This window comes from Candidatus Fukatsuia anoeciicola, from assembly GCF_964059965.1.
GTDB classification, from domain to species: Bacteria; Pseudomonadota; Gammaproteobacteria; order Enterobacterales; family Enterobacteriaceae; genus Fukatsuia; species Fukatsuia anoeciicola.
Genome location: NZ_OZ060923.1, coordinates 743499 through 764158 on the forward strand (window position 1 = coordinate 743499; position 20660 = coordinate 764158).

The following is a 20660-nucleotide window of genomic DNA, read 5'->3' on the forward strand; positions in this document are numbered from 1 at the left end:
CTTATTTAAAATACTATAATTATAGGATATACTAATATGACATACAAAATTCTATTTTCTCCACAAAAACCTCAAATTTCTTCTCAATTACCTTTAACACTAATTTCACTTGATGATTGGGGCTTAATAACAGTAAAAGGTCCTGATAGAGTGAAATATCTTCAAGGGCAAATAACTGTTGATGTAGCAGCTATGGCAGCTAAACAACATATAATCGCTGCTCATTGTAATGCTAAAGGAAAAATGTGGAGTAGCTTACGCTTGTTTCATCGAAGAGAAGAATTAGTATTTATTGAGCGTCGTAGTGTATTAAATAATCAATTAATAGAATTAAAAAAATATGCAATTTTTTCTAAAGTAATTTTAGATATAGATAATAATGCTGAATTATTAGGCGTTGCCGGACTTACTGCTAGAGAAGCGTTAACAGATATTTTTTCTGAATTACCAACAGTAGATTATCCGGTTATTCAGCAAGGTATGACTACAATATTATATTTTGCTCAACCTATAGAACGTTTTTTGCTAGTTACTGATACTATACAAAAAGAACAGTTAATCATGAAATTCAATCCAATGACGCAGTTTAATAATAGCAAACAATGGCTAGCATTAGATATAGAAGCTGGATTTCCATTAATTGATACTGAAACTAGTGCATTATTTATACCTCAAGAAACAAATATTCAAGCTTTAGGCGGTATTAGTTTTACTAAAGGTTGTTATATTGGTCAAGAGATAGTAGCTAGAACAAAATACCACGGCACTAACAAACGAACACTATATTGGTTAGCTGGTAATGCTAATCGGGTTCCTGTTGCTGGAGAAAATCTAGAGTGGCAATTAGGATTATATTGGCGTAAAACTGGCATTATATTATCAGCACTACAACTAAATGATAATACTCTTTGGATCCAGGCAGTGTTAAATAATAATTTAACTAAAGATACTGTATTACGGGTACAAGGTGATAGTAGTAGTATGCTAAAAATACAAGATTTACCTTATTCATTAAGATAAGATGAGCAGTATATTGATTATCTCACTTGCTAGATTTATTACAAAATTACCATATATTTATAAATATACACTATAAATTTTATGTTATCTGATATTTATAATTTTTATATACTATATATTATATAGTTATTACTTAACTTGCATAATACAGTAAGTTTTTGTAAAACTATATTAAAATAGATCTTAAAACTAACTTTATATTTTTATCTTTACATATTAATAATAACCTTATTTATATTTACTCTAGTAAATATAATTTTTTATTTCAATAGTTTTATTCTAACTTATAGAATAGTAGTATTAATAATATTCATACTTAATATAATAAAATTATTTAATTAAACCTTTATGTATCTTTAGTAAAAGTTTTTAATTGTAGTAAAGTTTATTATAAGATTTAATCTTATCTCTAGGTGTATACAAAAAAATAAAATTAATAACTATTAAAGTGAGGTATTAAAATAAGTCTCTTGCATTATTCATAATCAGAAAAAATTAGATTATATAAATTAGTGTCTTAATATAAAAATATATTTATAATAATATCTAGATTTATCAATTACTCGAATAATTATATTCTAATAATATTTATTATACAGTATATATAACATTTAATAAAAATAAAACTTAAGCTATGATTTATTGCTAAAATAGCATACTTTAGTATTATTTAAATAATTAAAGAATAATTTAGTTAGCAATAAAATTTATTTTATTTATACTATTTCTCTATTTTATATTATATATTATAGTGTTTTTAACTTATTGATATTATTTATAATAAACTGTTTTTATGCTATTAAATGTTGCTAGATAAATGAAAGATTATATGAAATATAACTTTATATCATAATTATGTAGTTCACTAATAGAAGTAGGTGATTTATTTCTAAATATGGTTATTACCCTGTAAGTAATAAATTATATTATTACTAATAGAGTAATAAAATTCGAATATTATCTAGGATGCTAATTTATTAAAATTAAACTTTATTATTAATTATGTAAATACATTTAATATTAAAATTTACTAGTATCAAACTAAGTAACTAAGAGTAGGTTTTTATAATTTTAAATAGATATTAAATAAAATATAATTAGGTCTAGTAAAGAGAATCATTTATATACAATTATGAAGAACTATATTTTATCTAGTGATTACTGATTATTTTAACATGAATAGGTTTACGGTTATTGATAACTAAAATATTAGCATAGAAATTTTAAATACATTATTAAGTTAAAGTAAGATTTAACATCTTATTTTAATTAATACTATTGTTATATATTAGGTAAGCAACTAAGTTTAGTTAATAACAACACTATCATTAATATATTATTTGCTATTTAACTAATGATATGCATCACTGCACTTTTAGATTTTTACATTATAACTATATTAGTATTATTTATGTTATTCTTCTCCTAATTAATTACGACTATTAATGTTAAATTAAATAATTATTATTGTTATAACCTGTAGAATATAGATATTATTGGTAGTTTTATACTAGTTATAGCATTTAGTGTCATTTTTAACATTCTTTAAAAAAGATATTTTACATAGATTATTATCTATATTTATTCTATAGTAATAACTTTTCTAATTACTTAATTTTTTATTTTACTTGTTTTAATGGTAAGTTTAACTATATTAATAATATAAGATACTACTAAAATTACATATTATAATGCTTAGTTACTAAATTTTAATAGTATTTTATTTTATAAATATCATCCATGTTTAATGTAAATGTGCTACTATTTTTCTATTAATGTTATATTTTACATAAAATACTTAGTACTTATATTATCTTTTTAATTCTTACTTATATTACTATACAGATAGGTATTACTATATTTTCTATATTATATCATAAAATATTAATACTAATGTTATTTATATACTATATAATACATTCATCAAACTTACTAATTTTAAGAAAATAATCTAGTAATATTAATCTTTATTCCTATTATTAGTATATATGTAATTTTTTAGTATTATTATTACATATCTAATTTTTTAAAAAATTTTTATTTATAAAACTTATTAATATAAATTATTTATATTTTTATATAAATCTTTTACAGATTAATAATCTATATCTTTATATTATTCTTACTTTAACATAAAAATAAAATAGAATTAATAAAGTATGCATAAATATGATTAAAACTAATAACTATAAGGCTAATCTATAGTAGAGAGCATATAAGATAATTATGAAATAAATAATAAGATACTAGCATTAATTAGTAACTAATAAAATAATAAATTTATATAGTACCTATTATATCTAATATACATAAACTTAAGTTAAAGTAATTTACAAAAAAACAATAATATAACATCATCTCTCTGTTTTCTTATAACCTCATTTAAATCAAATCATAAAATCCATGCAATAAAATTATTTTTTAGAAAAATTATTCCTAAGTTTAAAACTTTTAAGTATCGTGTTATGGTTAGTTTTTGATTTCTTAAGATTATTATTATGGAATTATACAATGATTAATATGAATATTTTAGATCTATTCTTGAAATCAGGCCTCTTAGTACAATTTATTATATTGATATTAATTATATTTTCTATTATTTCATGGACGATTATTTTTCAAAAAACGTATCTTCTAAATACTGCCTACTATAACGCTAAAGCTTTTGAAGATAAATTCTGGTCGGATTGTAAATTATCTATTCAATATCAGGAAAGTCAAGTACGCAATGATAGTATCAGCGGTTTAGAACAAATTTTTTATTTTGGTTTTAAAGAATTTACTTGTTTAAATTGTACTAATAGTCAAGCACCAGAAGCAGTTATTAATGGCTCATCAAGAGCAATGCGTATTGTAATGAATCGCGAATTAGAATCTTTAGAATCACATATTTCACTTCTTGGAAATATTGGCTCTATCAGTCCATATATTGGTTTGTTTGGTACAGTATGGGGTATTATGCATACTTTTATCACTTTAGGCACCGCAAAACAAGTAACATTACAGATGGTTGCACCTGGTATTGCCGAGGCTTTGATTACAACATCTATTGGCTTATTTGTAGCAATTCCTGCGATTATGGCATATAATAGCCTTAATCAATGTATGAATAAAATTGAGCAGAATTACGATAATTTTATGGGAGAATTTATTACTATTCTGTATCGCCAGGTTTTTACACGTACTATACAATGAATTCCTGGTAGATTCTAGTAAGTAAGGTGTAAAGGATATGAGACTAGCATTAAACCGTAAAAATCGTAAGCTTAATTATGAAATTAATATTGTTCCCTTACTTGATGTCTTATTGGTCTTATTACTAATTTTTATGGCGACAGCTCCTATTATTATGCAAAGTGTTAAAGTTAATTTACCTAATACAATAGATTCAAAAATAGTATCTAATAAAGATAATCTACCAATCATCATTGAAGTTTCTGGAATAAACCAATATACCTTAGTCATTAACTATAAACGCATAGAACAACTATCAAAACAACAAATTATTGCCGAGGCACAAGCGCATTTACAAGCTAATCCAAAAATTATCTTTTTAATTGGTGGTGCAAAAAAAGTGCCTTATGAAGAGATTATTAAGGTATTGAATATATTACATCAGGCTGGCATTACTGCTGTAGGTTTAATGACACAAACGATATAACTTCGTGAATTTTTATAAATCTACTACTATGTTGTAAGTTTTTTATTACTTAGTATTAGTAATCTTTATATATTCTATATACCATGTAATTACTACGCATAAGATCTTAAATCTACAACACTTACTGTAACTTTATAAAAAGTTTATTGTTAAAATATTGTTTCTGGAAATCAAATGTGACAAAAGGAACTAAACAAAATTATAAACTGAAGCTAGCTATAATTATTTCGGTTATTTTACACCTATTATTGATTACCTTGTTAATTTGGGGGTCCTTTATACAAAATACCAATATTAGTACCTCTAATACAAATAGCGCTGTTATCGACGTAGTAATGGTTAACCCTAGTGTTATTACACAACAGTATCAGCACCAAAAACAACAACATATTAAAAGCAAACATATACAACAATATAAAAAAATAACTGAGAAACAAATTGAGAATATAAAACAAAAACAGATAATAGGACAGCAGAGTTTAAAAGCTTTAGAAAAAGAGCGTCTACAAACACAAAAAAATAAAAAACAAGTGACTAAAGAGCGTCAAAAACAGCTTTCTGAGCAACAAAAAATAACTATAATGACAACAAAAAAAATGCAAATAAAACAAAAACAGCTAAAGGATTCTCAGGAGAAAGTAGAAACTAAAAAAATACCGAAAGTAACTACGATAGTTAAAGAAAAAGCAATGGCAACAGTAAAAAAAGTAACTACTATAGTAAAAAAACAGGCTGAAGTGCAAAAAATAGAAAATAAAGTAAAACAAAAAATAATAACTAAGACTAAAAAAGTTACTATTTTATCTGAGGCCAAAAAAAAAGCTATTACTGAGAGAATAAAAGCAATAGAAGTAAACAATCTATTAGAAAATTTAGCAGCAGAAAGAAACATACTTCAAGATAGTATAGTAACGATTAACCAAGATAAAAACAGAAACAATAACGTTTTAAAATCTGAAATTAATAAATATTTAGAACAAATTACCGCAGCTATTCAAAGTAAATTTTACGATGCAAATCTTTATCATGGGCATAAATGTGATCTGAGAATTCAATTATCTCCAGAAGCTATGTTAATTAACATAACTACTGAAGGAGGCGATTTTGCCTTATGTCAAGCGGCAATAGCAGCTGCTAAACAAGCTAAAATACCTAAATTACCAAATGATAATATTTACCAGGTATTTAAGAATGCTATACTTGTATTTAAACCGTAATAGATGTAATAAATATACATAAAATTTTAATTAGATTATTTTTATATTACATTATTTCTCTACATTTTAAATAAAATATTTAATGTATTGTAATAATTTAACTAATTATTCAAACTTGTTACAATATAAATTTTTTTAGAAATGGATATAAAATGAAACAAATATCTCGAGTAATACTCGGATTTTTAATGTTTTGGGTAACCATTTTACATGCAGAGGTGCGTATTGAAATTACCCATGGTGTTAATTTAGCTCGACCCATCGCTATTATCCCGTTTAAATGGTCTGGCTTAGGTAGGGCTCCTGAAGAAATTGCCTCAATAATAAGTGCTGATTTACGTAATAGCGGTAAATTTAACCCCATAGATGTATCATGCATGCCACAGCAGCAGCCAGGAAGCTTAGTTAAAATTGTTTCTACAGCTTGGACTAAGCTAGGAATTGATGCTATCGTACATGGTAGAATCCAACTAAATATTAATGGTAGTTATATGGTTTCTTATCAACTAATCAACACTTCTGGTATAGGAAATCTTATTTTAGCACAAAATGAGTACAAAGTTACTAAACAATGGCTACGTTATGCAGCTCATACTGTCAGTGATGAAGTGTTTAAAAAATTAACGGGTATTAAAGGTGCTTTTTGTACTCGCATTGCTTATATTATAGAAACTAGTAATAGTAGTCATTTTCCTTATAAATTATGTGTTTCAGATTACGATGGTTATAATCAGGTAATTATCCATCGTTCTTCTCAACCTTTAATGTCACCTGCTTGGTCAGCGGATGGTAGCAAAATTGCTTATGTTACTTTTGAGCATGGTAAATCTACTTTAGTTATGCAGACGCTTGCTAATCATAATATTAAATTAATTACTTCATTTCCACGTCATAATGGTGCGCCTGCATTTTCTCCAGACGGATCTAAGTTAGCTTTTGCTTTATCTAAAAGCGGCAGTCTTAATATTTATTTAATGAATCTTACTTCGGGTAGTATTAGTCAGATTACTAATAATTATAGCAATAATACTGAACCAAGTTGGTTCCAAGATAATCAACACCTAGCTTATACTTCAGATCAAAGCGGACGTCCTCAAATATATAAAATACACATTAAAAGTAATATATCAGAGCGAATTACTTGGGAAGGATTTCAAAATCAGGATGCAAGTGTTAGTTCTGATAGTAAATTTTTAATCATGGTAAGTAGTAAGAATGGAATGCAGCACATTATCAAACAAAATCTAGCAACAGGAGTTATTCAAGTATTAACAAATACCTTTCTGGATGAAACACCTAGTATCGCACCTAACGGTACTATGGTAATATATAGCTCGACTAAAGAATCAGGTTCAGTATTACAACTAGTATCAATTGATGGACGTTTCAAAGCAAATCTTCCAGCAACTAATGGACAAGTTAAATTTCCTGCCTGGTCACCGTATTTATAAACGTGTATAATTTATAATTAACTTTAAATTAAAGGATACAAAAAAATGCAAATAAATAAAATACTAAAAGGGCTCATGTTAGCGTTACCTATTCTAATTATTACTTCTTGTAGTTCTAATAAAAAAATTGATAGTAATCAATCAACTATCACCTCTAACTCCAGCATGGATAATGAAAATATTAATAATTTATCTTTTGATGAAAAAGCGAGCTTGCAAATACAAGAACTAAAAGCAAATCATACAGTCTATTTTAATCTTGATAAATATGATATTAATTTAAGTAGTATGGATATACTAAATAAACATGCTAATTTTCTGAGGGATCATAGAAAATTCAAGGTAATTATTGAAGGTTATGCGGATGAACGCGGTACACCAGAATATAACATTGCTTTAGGTGAACGTCGTGCAAACGCTGTTAGTATGTACCTACAAAGTAATGGTGTATCTGCAGATCAAACCTCTATCATTTCTTATGGTAAAGCTAAACCAATAGAATTAGGGCACAATGAAGAAGCTTACGCGAAAAATCGTCGTGCAGTTTTAGTTTACCAAGAGAATTAGATGAGTAGTAAATATAGATACTATTTATTAGGTTCGTTATCGCTTTTTGGTATGGTAGTTTCATCGGCTGCTAAAGCCGATGATGCGCCAATCAGTGATATTAGTTCTAAATTATTAGAAGATCACATTATTCAGTTAGAATACATTGTTAATACACACAGTCAATTATTAATCCAATTACAACAACAGTTATCATCTTTGCAATACGATATTGAAAGTTTACGTGGTCAAATCCAGAATAATCATCATCAATTTAATCAGATCTTTGGACAATTAAAGTTAACTCAACAACAGGTAAATAATCTAATAAAGCAAGAAATACCAGGTAATATAAAATTTAATACTAATACTAATAGCACTATAGTTCCGGGATCTGTTAATAATACAAAAATAACTGTAAATAATGATGATAACGCTTACAAACAAGCTACTTATTTACGAGAAATACAGCAATATAATCAAGCTATTATAGTATTAAAAAAATTTCTAACACAATATCCAAAATCGGTTTATTTACCTAATGTTAATTATTGGTTAGGGCAGTTATATTATAGTAAAGGTGAAAAAAATATTGCTGTTTCTTATTATGCATTTGTAGTTAAAAATTATCCAAAATCAGCAAAAAGTGCTGATGCAATGCTTAAAGTAGGCATAATTATGCAAGATAAAAAACAAACTGATAAAGCAAAGATAGTCTATCAACAAGTAATTAAAAAATATCCTAATAGCCAAGCAGCTATAGAAGCACAAAAGAAATTAGTTTCTTTTTAATTTTTTTATTTATTAAAAACTTTTACCATATCTTAGATAAAGGAAATTAATTTTAAGATAACTTATAAAATAAATTAAATAAATGTTGTTTTACGTATTTTAATTAAAAAATAAATTAGTACTAATATTATATTAATAAATAAAAAGATAGGATAATAAGTGAATTTCTATTCAAAAGATATTAATTCTATACTATAGATTATGATACTTAATTTTTATACCTGATAATAAAAAAATATTATAGAATAAAGAATAATATAAAAAATTAGTATAAAACTATTATCCTATCACATATTAGTTATATACCTAGAATGCGACAATAAAATATTGATAATTATAAGCACTTAATTAATAAATTATGCGCAAATTTTATTATATTGATTAATATGATAATTAAGCTTAATAAATAACTGTAGCTTAATATAAATAAAGAAGATACTATTAGTATTAATACTGTAAATAATCTTTATCTTTAAGTAGAAAATTAAGAAAATATCTGTGATACAAAAAAATATAGCTAAAATAATATTAACTTTACAACATCAAGAAGTAATCGCCTACCCTACAGAAGCTGTATTTGGCTTAGGTTGTAATCCTGATAATGAAAAAGCTGTTAATACTTTATTAACCTTAAAACAACGTTCTCAAGAAAAAGGATTAATTTTAGTAGCAGCAAATTATAATCAATTAAGACCTTATCTAGATGATTCAAAACTAAATAGGATACAAAAACAAAACATCTTTACTAGCTGGCCAGGTGCCATTACCTGGATAATCCCTGCTAGCACAAAAACTCCTTATTGGTTAACTGGGCGTTTTAACTCACTTGCCGTTAGGGTAATTAATCATCCTTTAATACAACAGCTTTGCACTTATTATGGCAAGCCAATAGTTTCGACTAGTGCTAATTTAAATGGTTGCCAACCTTGTCGAAATGAGAGTGAAGTTAAAATGCAATTTGGCGCAGCTTTATCTATATTATCTGGGAAGATTGGTGGTCACAAAAAACCATCAGAAATTAGAGATAGTTTAACTGGAAAGCAAATACGTTAAAGATAAGCTAATATTAATTTTTTACAAAATTTATTACTAACTGTAAATTATATATTGTTAAATGCTTAAGATTTATTATGAATTTATAAAAGATTTTAAAAAAACGTGCTAAGGAACGTACTTACGTATTATTTATTTATAATAAATAGATTTTATTATAGAAGTTATATCATTAACTTGTACAAAATAATGCTAATTAACATGCAGTAGATGCTCTAAAATATTTAGATAATAAAAAATAGTAGATAATCTAAAGTATTTAGATAACAAAAATATAATTTGCTATAATACCAACTTATAAGCTTATTAAATAACTTTTTAAAGTTGATTTTAATCCAGACAAAAATTATATTTTATAAATCAAAGTTAATAGTATAGTTTATAAAAAATACCTATATTGTTTTTATAATTATTATATTTTTATTACTAAATATACTTTTAGTGTGCGTAGTTGTATACAATAACTTATACTTTACTATATACAGTACAGTTATATAAGATGCTAATAGTATTAGTTAGAAACTATTTAATTTAATTATCAATATAACTATTTATTAATAAATAATAACATGTTAAAATTATCTGCTCTATTGCATGAAATAATAGAAACTACTATAATTTATTCTATTATTTAGGTTTAATTTTTTCTTTCTTATTTAGATTACGCAATATAATTATAATATACTATGCTAATAATTTAGACATATTAGTTGACTAATTAATATACGTATTTTAATTTTTAATGTAGTATAATATTTAATGTTGTACTAGTAGTAAAATTACTACACATGATTAATATTTACTAACAAATAATAAATGTCTATAATTTATAATTTTAGTGCTGGACCAGCAATGCTACCTACCGAAGTTCTTTGTCGTGCGACAAAAGAATTATCAAATTGGCAAAATCTAGGTACTTCTGTAATGGAAATTAGCCATCGTAGCGAAGAATTTATTGCTTTAGCTCAAGAGTCTGAAAAAAATTTATGTGAATTATTAAATATTCCAAATAATTATCAAGTACTATTTTGTCAAGGTGGAGCTAGGGGGCAATTTGCAGCAGTTCCACTTAATTTATTAGGTACAAATATAACTGCCGATTATGTTAATGGTGGTTTTTGGGCAGATAGTGCAATTAAAGAAGCAGTTCGTTATTGCAAACCTAAAATAGTTAATATAGCTACTACATATAGCGACGGTCTAAATGGTGTTAAACCTATGAGTCAATGGTTATTACATGATGATGCTGCTTATGTGCACTATTGCCAAAATGAAACTATTGATGGTATTACTATCTATGAACAACCCAATTTTTTAGATAAAATTGTAGTTGCTGATTTTTCTTCATCATTACTTTCTCATCCAATAGATATAAGTCATTATGGCATGATTTATGCTGGGGCACAAAAAAATATTGGTCCTACAGGATTAACACTTGTAATTATACGAAAGGATTTATTAGGTAGAGCACATCCCTTAACACCTTCTATTCTTAATTATAAAATGCTGGCTGATTATAACTCTATGTTTAATACCCCACCTACTTTTACCTGGTACCTTGTTAATTTAGTATTTAAATGGCTTAAAGAACAAGGAGGACTTACTGAGATGGAAAAACGTAATAAAGCTAAAGCTAATTTATTGTATTCATTTATTGATAATAGTAAGCTTTATTATAATAAGGTTGCTAAGAATAACCGTTCATTAATGAATGTACCTTTTCAATTAACTAATCCTATGTTAAATAAAACTTTCCTAAAAATAGCTAAAGAGCAAGGTTTACAAGCACTAAAAGGTCATTCTAAAGTTGGTGGAATGAGAGCTTCTATTTATAATGCTATGCCACTTAATGGTGTGAAAACATTAGTTAATTTTATGTTTAAGTTTGAGCAATATCATTATAGATGAGTCTTTATATTATAACCTATCTATTTATAACCTATCTATTTAGTTAAAGATACTTTTAACTTATAATATTTAAACATATTTCTAACTAATATATTAATATTAACAACATAAGAGATAAGGATAATCTAGATCGATAATTACAAAATAATAATGATATTTGACATATATTCAAAACATTAAAAATATTAGTATTACTTATTAGTTTATTATTAATAATATTTGTTACAAAATTAATAGATCAAGTAAAGTATTATTTATTAGTCACGTACCTTTTATTAAATTATTTTATATGTAAATAATAATAATGAGGTTATTTTAATTAATTAGATTCTTTTGATTTACGAATATATATGAAATAGAAATCCATTAGATGTTTGGTTCATGTATTATGCTAAAGAGGATGCACAAATCTACTATCTAGAATTAACTATCTCTTAAGTTACTTAACGAATAGTATTTATACTGATAATTTAATGCTTAATAATAATATTTCTAATTAGTTTCTTGATATATTATTTATAGTAGTTTTTTATAGTAGTTTTATAGTAGTTAGGGTAATATATTTATATTTAGCTCAATGTAATATTCTACCTATATATTAATATATATTGTATTTAATAAAAGTTTTTATTGTTATATCTATAGATAAAATTATTAATGATTCTATATTAAGAGCAGGTAACAGTATCATTTATTCATAATATATTATATACAATAAAACACTTCTAATAATAAATTAAGATGAAGTGGGGTAAGTTATATTAGATAATACTACAGTTAGTTATATGGTATTTATACAAATAAAAACCTAATATCTAACATGTAATAACTATTATTACCATATTGTTTATTACAAAATCTATTATCCTGCATAACATTTATAACTAATAAATAAAAGTAATAAATCGTTTATTCATAACAGTAATAGAGCTCGAGAAATAGGGTCAAATATAAAAATATAGAATACATCTATGTTATTATGCTAGAAAAGCATATTACTAATAAAAACAAACATCTACGATAACTATCATATAACATGTTACTTTTTACCATTAAAGCTATTAGATATCCTGATAATTATACTGAATTTTAATTGTATTGATAATATTTTTCCTGATTATTTTTAGCGTTATAACTATTTTTATTAATAAATCTTTTATAAAATTATTCTTTGTTATATAAAATTAGGATTAATAATAACTATATAGAAATATAAAGCTTTAATACTATCTAGTATTAGATCTCTACTACTTAGTAGATTATACGAAAGCCTAGTTAAGAGACGCAATAGATTTGAATAAGTTACTACATTTTTAATAGCTATAGAGTTAATAGTTAGTAATAATAAAGCACATAATGCTACACTACTATTAATTATATTAGCAACTAATATAAGGTTTGTTAATAGGAAATAAAAATAATGGTGATAGTTCCAGTAATAACAATTGATGGACCTAGTGGAGTAGGTAAAAGCACTTTATGTAATACATTAGCTAATTTACTAAAGTGGCATTTATTAGATTCTGGCGCTATTTATCGTGTTTTAGCATTGGCAACTTCGTATTATCAAATTGATATTAATGCTGAAGAGTTATTAGTTGCTGTTGCTAAAAATCTTGATGTTTACTTTACTTCAAGTAATAAACAATTTCAAGTCATCCTAGAAGGCAAAGATGTTAGTAATGAAATTCGTTCTGAAAACATAGGTAACAGAGCATCTAAAATAGCAATATTTCCACGAATCCGTGAAGTATTATTGTCTCGTCAACGAGAGTTTCGTAAAAAACCTGGTTTAATCGCTGATGGTCGTGATATGGGGACAGTAGTATTTCCGGACGCTCCTGTTAAAATATTTCTCTCTGCTAACACAAAAGAATGCGCATGGCGACGTACTCTCCAGTTGCAAGAAAAGGAGTTTAATGTTAACTTTAAAAGACTTTTAGTCGATATACAAGAGCGCAATAACCGTGATTGCAATCGATCTATTGCACCTTTAATATCTGCAGTAGACGCGTTAGTATTAGATACAACTAAGATGTCTATTACACAGGTATTTATAGAGTCATTAGCGTATATTCGAGAAAAATTTAGTTATCCTTGTACAGAGTATAAAATGGATAATTTTAATAAACTTATACTAACAGATAAAGCGTTAATTAACCTTGCTACTAAGGATTAGTAGTGAGATATATAAAACAACCCCATTCGGCAAGAGGCTAAATGGAAGTTATATGATAATTCTTGAAGATCATTAAAATGATAGAATCTTTTGCTCAACTCTTTACAGAATCCTTAAAAGAAATTCAAACACGTCCTGGTTCTATCGTCTGCGGTATTGTAATCTCTATTAATAAAGGTATCGTATTAGTGGATGCTGGTCTAAAATCTGAATCAGCTATTCCCTTAGAACAATTTAAAGATAAACAAGGTAAATTAGAAATTCAGGTTGGTGATAAAATCGATGTTGCATTAGATGCGATTGAAGATGGTTTTGGTGAAACATTATTATCTCGTGAGAAAGCCAAACGTTACGAAGCATGGATGAGTTTGGATAAGGCTTATGAAAATACAGAAATCGTTAATGGCATTATTACTGGTAAAGTAAAAGGTGGTTTTACTGTCGAGATTGATAGTATTCGTGCGTTTTTGCCTGGTTCATTAGTTGATGTTCGTCCTATTCATGATACTCTACATCTAGAAGGTAAAAATCTTGAATTTAAAGTTATAAAACTAGATCAAAAACGTAATAATGTTGTAGTTTCTCGTCGTGCCGTTATCGAATCAGAAAATAGCGCTGAACGTGATCAATTACTAGAGAATCTACAAGAAGGCGGAGTAGTTAAAGGTATCGTTAAAAATTTAACTGATTATGGTGCATTCATTGATTTAGGTGGCGTTGATGGCTTATTGCATATTACTGATATGGCTTGGAAACGTGTTAAACATCCTGGTGAGATTGTCTCTGTAGGTAATGAAATAAAAGTTAAAATTTTAAAGTATGATCGTGAACGTACTCGTGTATCACTAGGCTTAAAACAATTAGGTGAAGATCCTTGGGTTGCTATTGCTAGGCGTTATCCTGAAAAAACTAGGTTAGTGGGTCGAGTTACTAATCTAACTGATTATGGTTGTTTTGTAGAAATAGAAGAAGGTGTTGAGGGTTTAGTACACGTTTCCGAAATGGATTGGACAAATAAAAATATTCATCCATCTAAAGTTGTTGATGTTGGTAACAAAGTTGAAGTAATGGTACTTGATATAAATGAAGATCGTCGTCGTATTTCTCTTGGTTTAAAGCAGTGTAAAATAAATCCATGGGAACAATTTGCGGAAACTCATAGTAAAAATGATCGTGTTAAAGGAAAAATTAAATCTGTTACTGATTTTGGTATTTTTATTGGTTTAGATGGTGGCATTGATGGCTTAGTTCATTTATCTGATCTTTCTTGGGAAGAATCTGGTGAAACAGTAGTACATAAATATAAAAAAGGTGACGAAATAGCTGCTATAGTTTTACAAGTTGACGCAGAACGTGAGCGCATATCTTTAGGTATAAAACAACTAACAGAAGACCCATTTAATAATTATCTATCAGTACATAAGAAAGGGGCCGTAGTATCAGGTAAAATTACATTAGTTGAGGCTAAAGGTGCTAAAGTTAAATTAGCAGATGGCGTAGAAGGTTACCTACGTGCTTCTGATGCCGCCACTCATGATCAGACTAAAACTATCATACCAACTTTAAAGATAGGTAATATTATAGAAGTTAAATATGCTAATGTTGATCGTAAAAACCGTGTTATTATATTATCTATTTATAACAAGGATGAAACTAACGAGAAAGAAACCATAGTAGCAGGTATGAGTAATGCTAACAAACAAGAAGAAGATAATTTTTCTAATGTTATGGCTGAAGCATTTAAAATAGCAAAAGGCGAATAATTATAATAGGAATAAATGCTATCGTTTTTCCATCTTTTTTAGGTGGTTTAGTTAAAAACTTAGAGGTAATATGATAAAAATACCCAAGAAGAAACCAGAGGTGCCTAAGTCTATATTAATTAAGAGAATAGCTGATAAAGAAACTAGACTATCAAATAAAGTTGTTACAGAAGTTATAACTGAAATATTAAATTATATTATAGAGAGCTTAGCTAGAGGTGAGCATATGGAAGTACGAGGCTTTGGTAGTCTAAAGCTCCGTTATCGAGCTCAACGATATGCCCGTAACCCTAAAACTGGTGAATCAGTTAAGATGAACTGTAAATATGTTCCATTCTTTAAACCAGGTAAAGAATTACGTGAGGCTATAAAATAAAATATATTAAATAATAAATTCATAAAATTTTAGAAGTATTAAACGGTACTGTATGATAAGTACCGTTTTTGTATTAAAAAATATTATTTATTAATATAATTGTATATAATAACTAGGTTAATAATATTTAAGGTAATCTATACCTTAAGAGGAACATAATATATTATATAATTAAGGTTATCTATAATCTTAGAGTTTTAATATTTTAAATAAAAAACTAATTTTTTATTAGTAGGTAATTCTGCTAATGTAATTAATAACCTATATTCTTATATAATAAAATAGCTATTTCAGAAATATATACAAAATACATTTATACTTCATGTTAGTAGTAATTATTTCAGAAAAGATATTTCAACTTTTTTATTATCTTTATTAGTATTTAAAAATAGATAATAGTATATATAATAAGAAAATATTAGCATTTATTTTACTACATAGAAAAATAAAAATAAACTCCTTTTAGTTTTAAACTTTACGATTATATTGCTAAATATAAGCTTATGTTTAGTAGTAGAATAAGTTACTTAATCTATCTGATTATTAAATGAAGTCCATGAATTTAATACATTAAAGTAGTATTGTTCATATACACATAGTGCTACTAGATTTTAAATTACTTATTAAATCTTGATATAAAAGATATAGATTATTAAATAATTTAAATAACTAAATGTTAAATTTAAAATTTAATGTTATTAATAAAATCTTTTAGATCAAAGTTTTCGTAAATATTCTATATAATATTAATATATTAAAGTTACAAAAGTATAAGTAATTAATAACACTTATATTAATTTTAAAATAAATTATTTTGATCATTAAGCATTAATAAGTTTTTGATGATTATTTAATTAAGAAATAAAGATAAAGAATAATTTTTCTCTATTTTACTAAATAGAAATAATTTTTTATTAAATTCTATAATTTGTGTATCTTTTCTAGATTTATTATTAAATATATTTAATTTATAATATGTAGTATGTTTTTTATAAAAACTATTATTCCTCTACAGAAAAATGGCGTTGCTTTAATGGATAAAAATAAGTGCTAAAAATACTTATTTTGAATAGTAAATATATTAAAATAGTAAGTAATGTTTGTGAAAAAACATTAGGTGAAGTTGGGTAGTATCCCAACTATAAAAGTACCAACTAATATGTATGGATATTTTTCTTTAAATCTTCTAGCATGGTCATACTACTCCAATATAGTAAAATAATAATGATAAATATCTCTCAAAAGAAATGCAAAGATTGCAATAATATCATAACAAAAAAATCAAGATAATTATTCATATCTGTTACTATTAACACACATGTCAAAAAGTTTTTACAAAACTAAATGTTAGTAAAAAATAACAAAATATACAAATACTATATCTAAGTAAAATAAAATACTATTTAAAGCTAATAATAGTAAAATTAGACGATATTCATGTTTATGCAGTGCTATAATAATAAATCTCTAAACTTGATAAATAATGAACAGAGCAAAAATAAATAATGATACCATTGTAGTTAACTTAATAGCCATGAAGAAAAGTGAAGGCTATATCAATCACAATCATATTTGCGCTTTATAGTAGTTGTTTAATTAATGGTGCAGAGACTAATTAATAAATATTATTAGCAAAATATACTAATAATAAAAAATAATTAATATTGTAACGATATAATTTAATAACTGTTTTCGTAATTCTATTAAATAACCAATAAGAGATTGAGTATTATTAAGAGTCATATTTACTAATTTCTTTTAGAGTTATCTAGAGTTATTAAAGAAAAGATTTAATATTCTTAATATTACTAGTTATCATTATTAATACGAGCCTCATTGAGAATACGATCTTATTTTAATTACCTATGAATTAACAAGATATAGATTATTGTCAGTATAAAATTTTCTGTATAATAGGTTTATTAAAACATTTTTATAGTATGTTTTAGTTCATTAATAGAAACTTAAAGTTTTAGAGTAATGCCCTCTAAATTTACTATTAAACTTGTTTTAGATTATCTTGTAACTCTTAGAGTTTTAGTTTTTAAGGTAGTTTTTACTATACTGTAGTAGCTAAAAAATGCAATGTTTTAATCCAGCTTGTATAATCCATCTTTATTACCATAGATAATTATTTTATAGCCTAATCATAACAAGACTAATTACTATAATTAATAGTAATCTACTAAATCTAATATTAAACATGGTTATACCTATTTTGCTGTTTTTAAATTATTCTTTTTACATAAGGCGGGTTATTGGTAAAAGTATTTATCGTAAAATTAGTATCATTAATCGTACTATCAGTATTGACTAAAGATTTATCTGTTGAAGGTATAGAAATATCATCATTCATTAATTTTTTAAAATCTCTAATTAAGGATCTTAAATTGGATTTAAGAGATCGTAGCTTATTAGTACTAAATAGTAGAACCACAATTATAGCAATAATCATTAATTACTAAACACTTATGTTACCCTCCCCATTATACCTATCTTTATGTATCGTTTAATCTTATGATTTATCTCGTATAACAATCATATTTACACTAATTTTTTACTACTATTAATAAGTTTATTTATATCCATTAATTATATTAGAATACTAATAATAATAAATGTTATCAATGGTATAGAAATATCAATTAATTGCAAAATTATAACACTAATAAATAGTATAGCGCTGAAACTAAATAAATAATGAGATTATTCTTAATATTTATACTTTTTAATCTACAAGAATAATTGATTTAGATCTTATTATAACATTTTATGTTATTAAAAATTATTGTTAATAATATCAAGTAGCTTAAAAAATTTTTTCACTTAAAAAGATATCTTTTAAAAAGATGCCTTTTCTGTTAATTTCTAATTATTTTGGATAAATTAATTTAATCATATAGATAGTTTCTAAAAATAGTTAGCTATTATTTATAGATCCAGTTTAGAGTGAATCTACCATTCTAGTTATTCTACATGTAATAATATTTTTACAACCAAATTAACTAAGGTTATTTCTATATCAAAATAATAGGCAGTACTAAATAAGTTTAATAGAGTATGTACTAGATGATATTTCAGTTAATAACTTCTTAAAATAGACTTATAAACTATTTAAATAGAGAACTTAAAGTCTTGCATCTTAGTATTACTTAGTATCCAGCTTGCATTAGTATGTAGCTTACAATACATCAGTAATCTTAATTAATGTAAATAAAAAATTTCTATTAGATAGTATTTGTCTGCTTATCTTATATGTTAATAATGACTAATTAATGTATATGTATTCATTAGATCCTGTAATTATTAGTAGCCTATAATAATATTATTTTAGTTCATATTTACGTGTAAGAAATCAGCATGAAATGCTTAAGTAAAAAAATTTACATACCTTATTTAATAAGTAAATTCATATTAATTCCTTGCTTTACTTTCTGCTATAGTAGTATCTAATACTAGTATATTATACAATTTTATAACTAATGTATTTTTGATAGAAATTTATATGTAAATTTAGAAATATATAGTATTTAGTAGCAATTATTAAAAATTTTAATGTAACTGAATAGTATTAATGACTCAGTGTAGTAAATTTAGTTTACTATAGAGTATTTTATGCTCTTTGATGATTTTATATGAGTAAAATAACTACCTATTAAGTAATAATTTACATATCTATTTTACTAAAAAATACACTGAACAGATATAGATTATAATAATTAAGTAGATATTAGGGTATATAACTTTTCATACTACTTTTGCCAATTTTTAAAACTAATAATATATACCTAAACAATTAACCCTAATATTAAAACTTATTAATTAAAATCATTAAAATAGATTTATAAAGGTGTATTTATTGTTATTTAATATGTTTATAAATATACATATCATAGAAATAATATACTAAATCATGTAATAATTACACCTAATCAGAAATCATCTTTGATAAAAAATTACGATTAATTAGTATTATTAAACTAAATTTTTATTTAGACTAGTTCTAATGTTTATAAAATAGATGTAATTATTTACTAATTAATTCATTTTTGTAATGATTTATTAGCCAAAAAGTAATTAGTAATCAATAGATAAGGAATAAAGTTAAGTAAATAATTAGAATTAATGTATTTAGATTATAAATAATTATTATAAATTATTAAATAAAGATGTTAAATTCTCTTAAATTATTATTTTATTAGAAATAAGTAATAACACTAATTAAATTATAATAAGTAATATTTTAAAAGCTATCATAACTTATCATATATTTAAATATTTCCTAATTTAGATTAAAAACTAATATCTTTAGTTGAATCTAATACTTTTTAACTAAATTAAACGTATTATTATCCATGTGATAAATATTTTTAGAGTAAATAACTTTAAATGATATTAGATTATTTATTAGAATATATTTTGTAGCAATGCAATGAAAATTTCTCTACTATATCTATTTTTTAGTAATAGTGTAAAACTAAAATCAGTGGTTTTTTTAATTTATTATTTTTCTTTTGATTTAAATAGGTTTATTAAGAAAATAGATTAACTTGTAAAATAATCTTTTATACACAATGTCTGGATGATTTATATAAAATAACTCTATATAATTTATTTAAAAATATGAAGATCACAAGTATCAGACAATGTAAAATTTATGACACGTATTATAAATGTATAATAGATTTTGTAAG

At 24.8% G+C, this 20660-nt stretch carries 13 protein-coding genes and 1 pseudogene; 12 read left to right on the plus strand and 2 right to left on the minus strand.

Translation table 11 applies throughout. The annotated features are described in order from the left end of the window. Positions 1-36: 36 nt before the first annotated feature. The 12 genes from ygfZ to AB4W73_RS02435 all read left to right on the plus strand — a co-directional run bounded on the left by ygfZ (position 37) and on the right by AB4W73_RS02435 (position 15966). A complete protein-coding gene (gene ygfZ, locus AB4W73_RS02380; RefSeq protein ID WP_367680253.1) occupies positions 37-1020 on the plus strand; it encodes a tRNA-modifying protein YgfZ in 984 nt (327 codons plus the stop codon). Between the two features lie 2511 nt (positions 1021-3531). Beyond that, entirely contained in the window at positions 3532-4215 is a 684-nt protein-coding gene (gene tolQ / locus AB4W73_RS02385; RefSeq protein ID WP_367680254.1) for a protein TolQ, read from the plus strand. 37 nt (positions 4216-4252) lie between these two features. Continuing rightward, positions 4253-4681, plus strand: coding sequence for a colicin uptake protein TolR (tolR, locus tag AB4W73_RS02390; RefSeq protein WP_367680255.1), 429 nt, complete (start codon positions 4253-4255; stop codon positions 4679-4681). 176 nt (positions 4682-4857) lie between these two features. Then, entirely contained in the window at positions 4858-5898 is a 1041-nt protein-coding gene (gene tolA / locus AB4W73_RS02395; RefSeq protein WP_367680256.1) for a cell envelope integrity protein TolA, read from the plus strand. 152 nt (positions 5899-6050) lie between these two features. Continuing rightward, positions 6051-7349: a Tol-Pal system beta propeller repeat protein TolB gene (gene tolB, locus AB4W73_RS02400; protein WP_367680257.1), complete on the plus strand. Its 1299-nt coding sequence runs from the start codon at positions 6051-6053 to the stop codon at positions 7347-7349. A gap of 45 nt (positions 7350-7394) precedes the next feature. Then, positions 7395-7916, plus strand: coding sequence for a peptidoglycan-associated lipoprotein Pal (pal, locus tag AB4W73_RS02405; protein ID WP_367680258.1), 522 nt, complete (start codon positions 7395-7397; stop codon positions 7914-7916). Next, a complete protein-coding gene (gene ybgF / locus AB4W73_RS02410; RefSeq protein ID WP_367680259.1) occupies positions 7917-8687 on the plus strand; it encodes a tol-pal system protein YbgF in 771 nt (256 codons plus the stop codon). Positions 8688-9185: 498 nt separating this feature from the next. After that, positions 9186-9740 (plus strand): L-threonylcarbamoyladenylate synthase type 1 TsaC, encoded by a 555-nt coding sequence (gene tsaC / locus AB4W73_RS02415; protein WP_367680260.1) that lies wholly within the window; start codon positions 9186-9188, stop codon positions 9738-9740. An 816-nt stretch (positions 9741-10556) separates the two neighbouring features. Beyond that, entirely contained in the window at positions 10557-11648 is a 1092-nt protein-coding gene (gene serC, locus AB4W73_RS02420) for a 3-phosphoserine/phosphohydroxythreonine transaminase (RefSeq protein WP_367680261.1), read from the plus strand. A gap of 1420 nt (positions 11649-13068) precedes the next feature. Then, on the plus strand, positions 13069-13827 hold the full coding sequence (gene cmk, locus AB4W73_RS02425) for a (d)CMP kinase (RefSeq protein ID WP_367680262.1): 759 nt from the start codon (positions 13069-13071) through the stop codon (positions 13825-13827). 77 nt (positions 13828-13904) lie between these two features. Continuing rightward, entirely contained in the window at positions 13905-15590 is a 1686-nt protein-coding gene (rpsA, locus tag AB4W73_RS02430; RefSeq protein ID WP_367680263.1) for a 30S ribosomal protein S1, read from the plus strand. 100 nt (positions 15591-15690) lie between these two features. Beyond that, entirely contained in the window at positions 15691-15966 is a 276-nt protein-coding gene (locus AB4W73_RS02435; protein ID WP_367680763.1) for an HU family DNA-binding protein, read from the plus strand. A 1001-nt stretch (positions 15967-16967) separates the two neighbouring features. On the opposite strand, the pseudogene AB4W73_RS02440 reads toward AB4W73_RS02435, so the two are convergent. Further along, positions 16968-17709 (minus strand): annotated as a pseudogene (locus AB4W73_RS02440) (twin-arginine translocase subunit TatC). A gap of 484 nt (positions 17710-18193) precedes the next feature. Next, complete coding sequence (locus tag AB4W73_RS02445) at positions 18194-18421, minus strand: twin-arginine translocase subunit TatA (protein ID WP_367680264.1); 228 nt, start codon at positions 18419-18421, stop codon at positions 18194-18196. Positions 18422-20660 lie beyond the last annotated feature (2239 nt).

Coding starts and splice junctions, on each gene's coding strand:
- ygfZ (WP_367680253.1), top strand. CDS start 37: ATGACATACAAAATTCTATTTTCTCCACAAAAACCTCAAATTTCTTCT.
- tolQ (WP_367680254.1), top strand. CDS start 3,532: ATGATTAATATGAATATTTTAGATCTATTCTTGAAATCAGGCCTCTTA.
- tolR (WP_367680255.1), top strand. CDS start 4,253: ATGAGACTAGCATTAAACCGTAAAAATCGTAAGCTTAATTATGAAATT.
- tolB (WP_367680257.1), top strand. CDS start 6,051: ATGAAACAAATATCTCGAGTAATACTCGGATTTTTAATGTTTTGGGTA.
- pal (WP_367680258.1), top strand. CDS start 7,395: ATGCAAATAAATAAAATACTAAAAGGGCTCATGTTAGCGTTACCTATT.
- ybgF (WP_367680259.1), top strand. CDS start 7,917: ATGAGTAGTAAATATAGATACTATTTATTAGGTTCGTTATCGCTTTTT.
- serC (WP_367680261.1), top strand. CDS start 10,557: ATGTCTATAATTTATAATTTTAGTGCTGGACCAGCAATGCTACCTACC.
- cmk (WP_367680262.1), top strand. CDS start 13,069: ATGGTGATAGTTCCAGTAATAACAATTGATGGACCTAGTGGAGTAGGT.
- rpsA (WP_367680263.1), top strand. CDS start 13,905: ATGATAGAATCTTTTGCTCAACTCTTTACAGAATCCTTAAAAGAAATT.
- AB4W73_RS02445 (WP_367680264.1), bottom strand. CDS start 18,421: ATGATTATTGCTATAATTGTGGTTCTACTATTTAGTACTAATAAGCTA.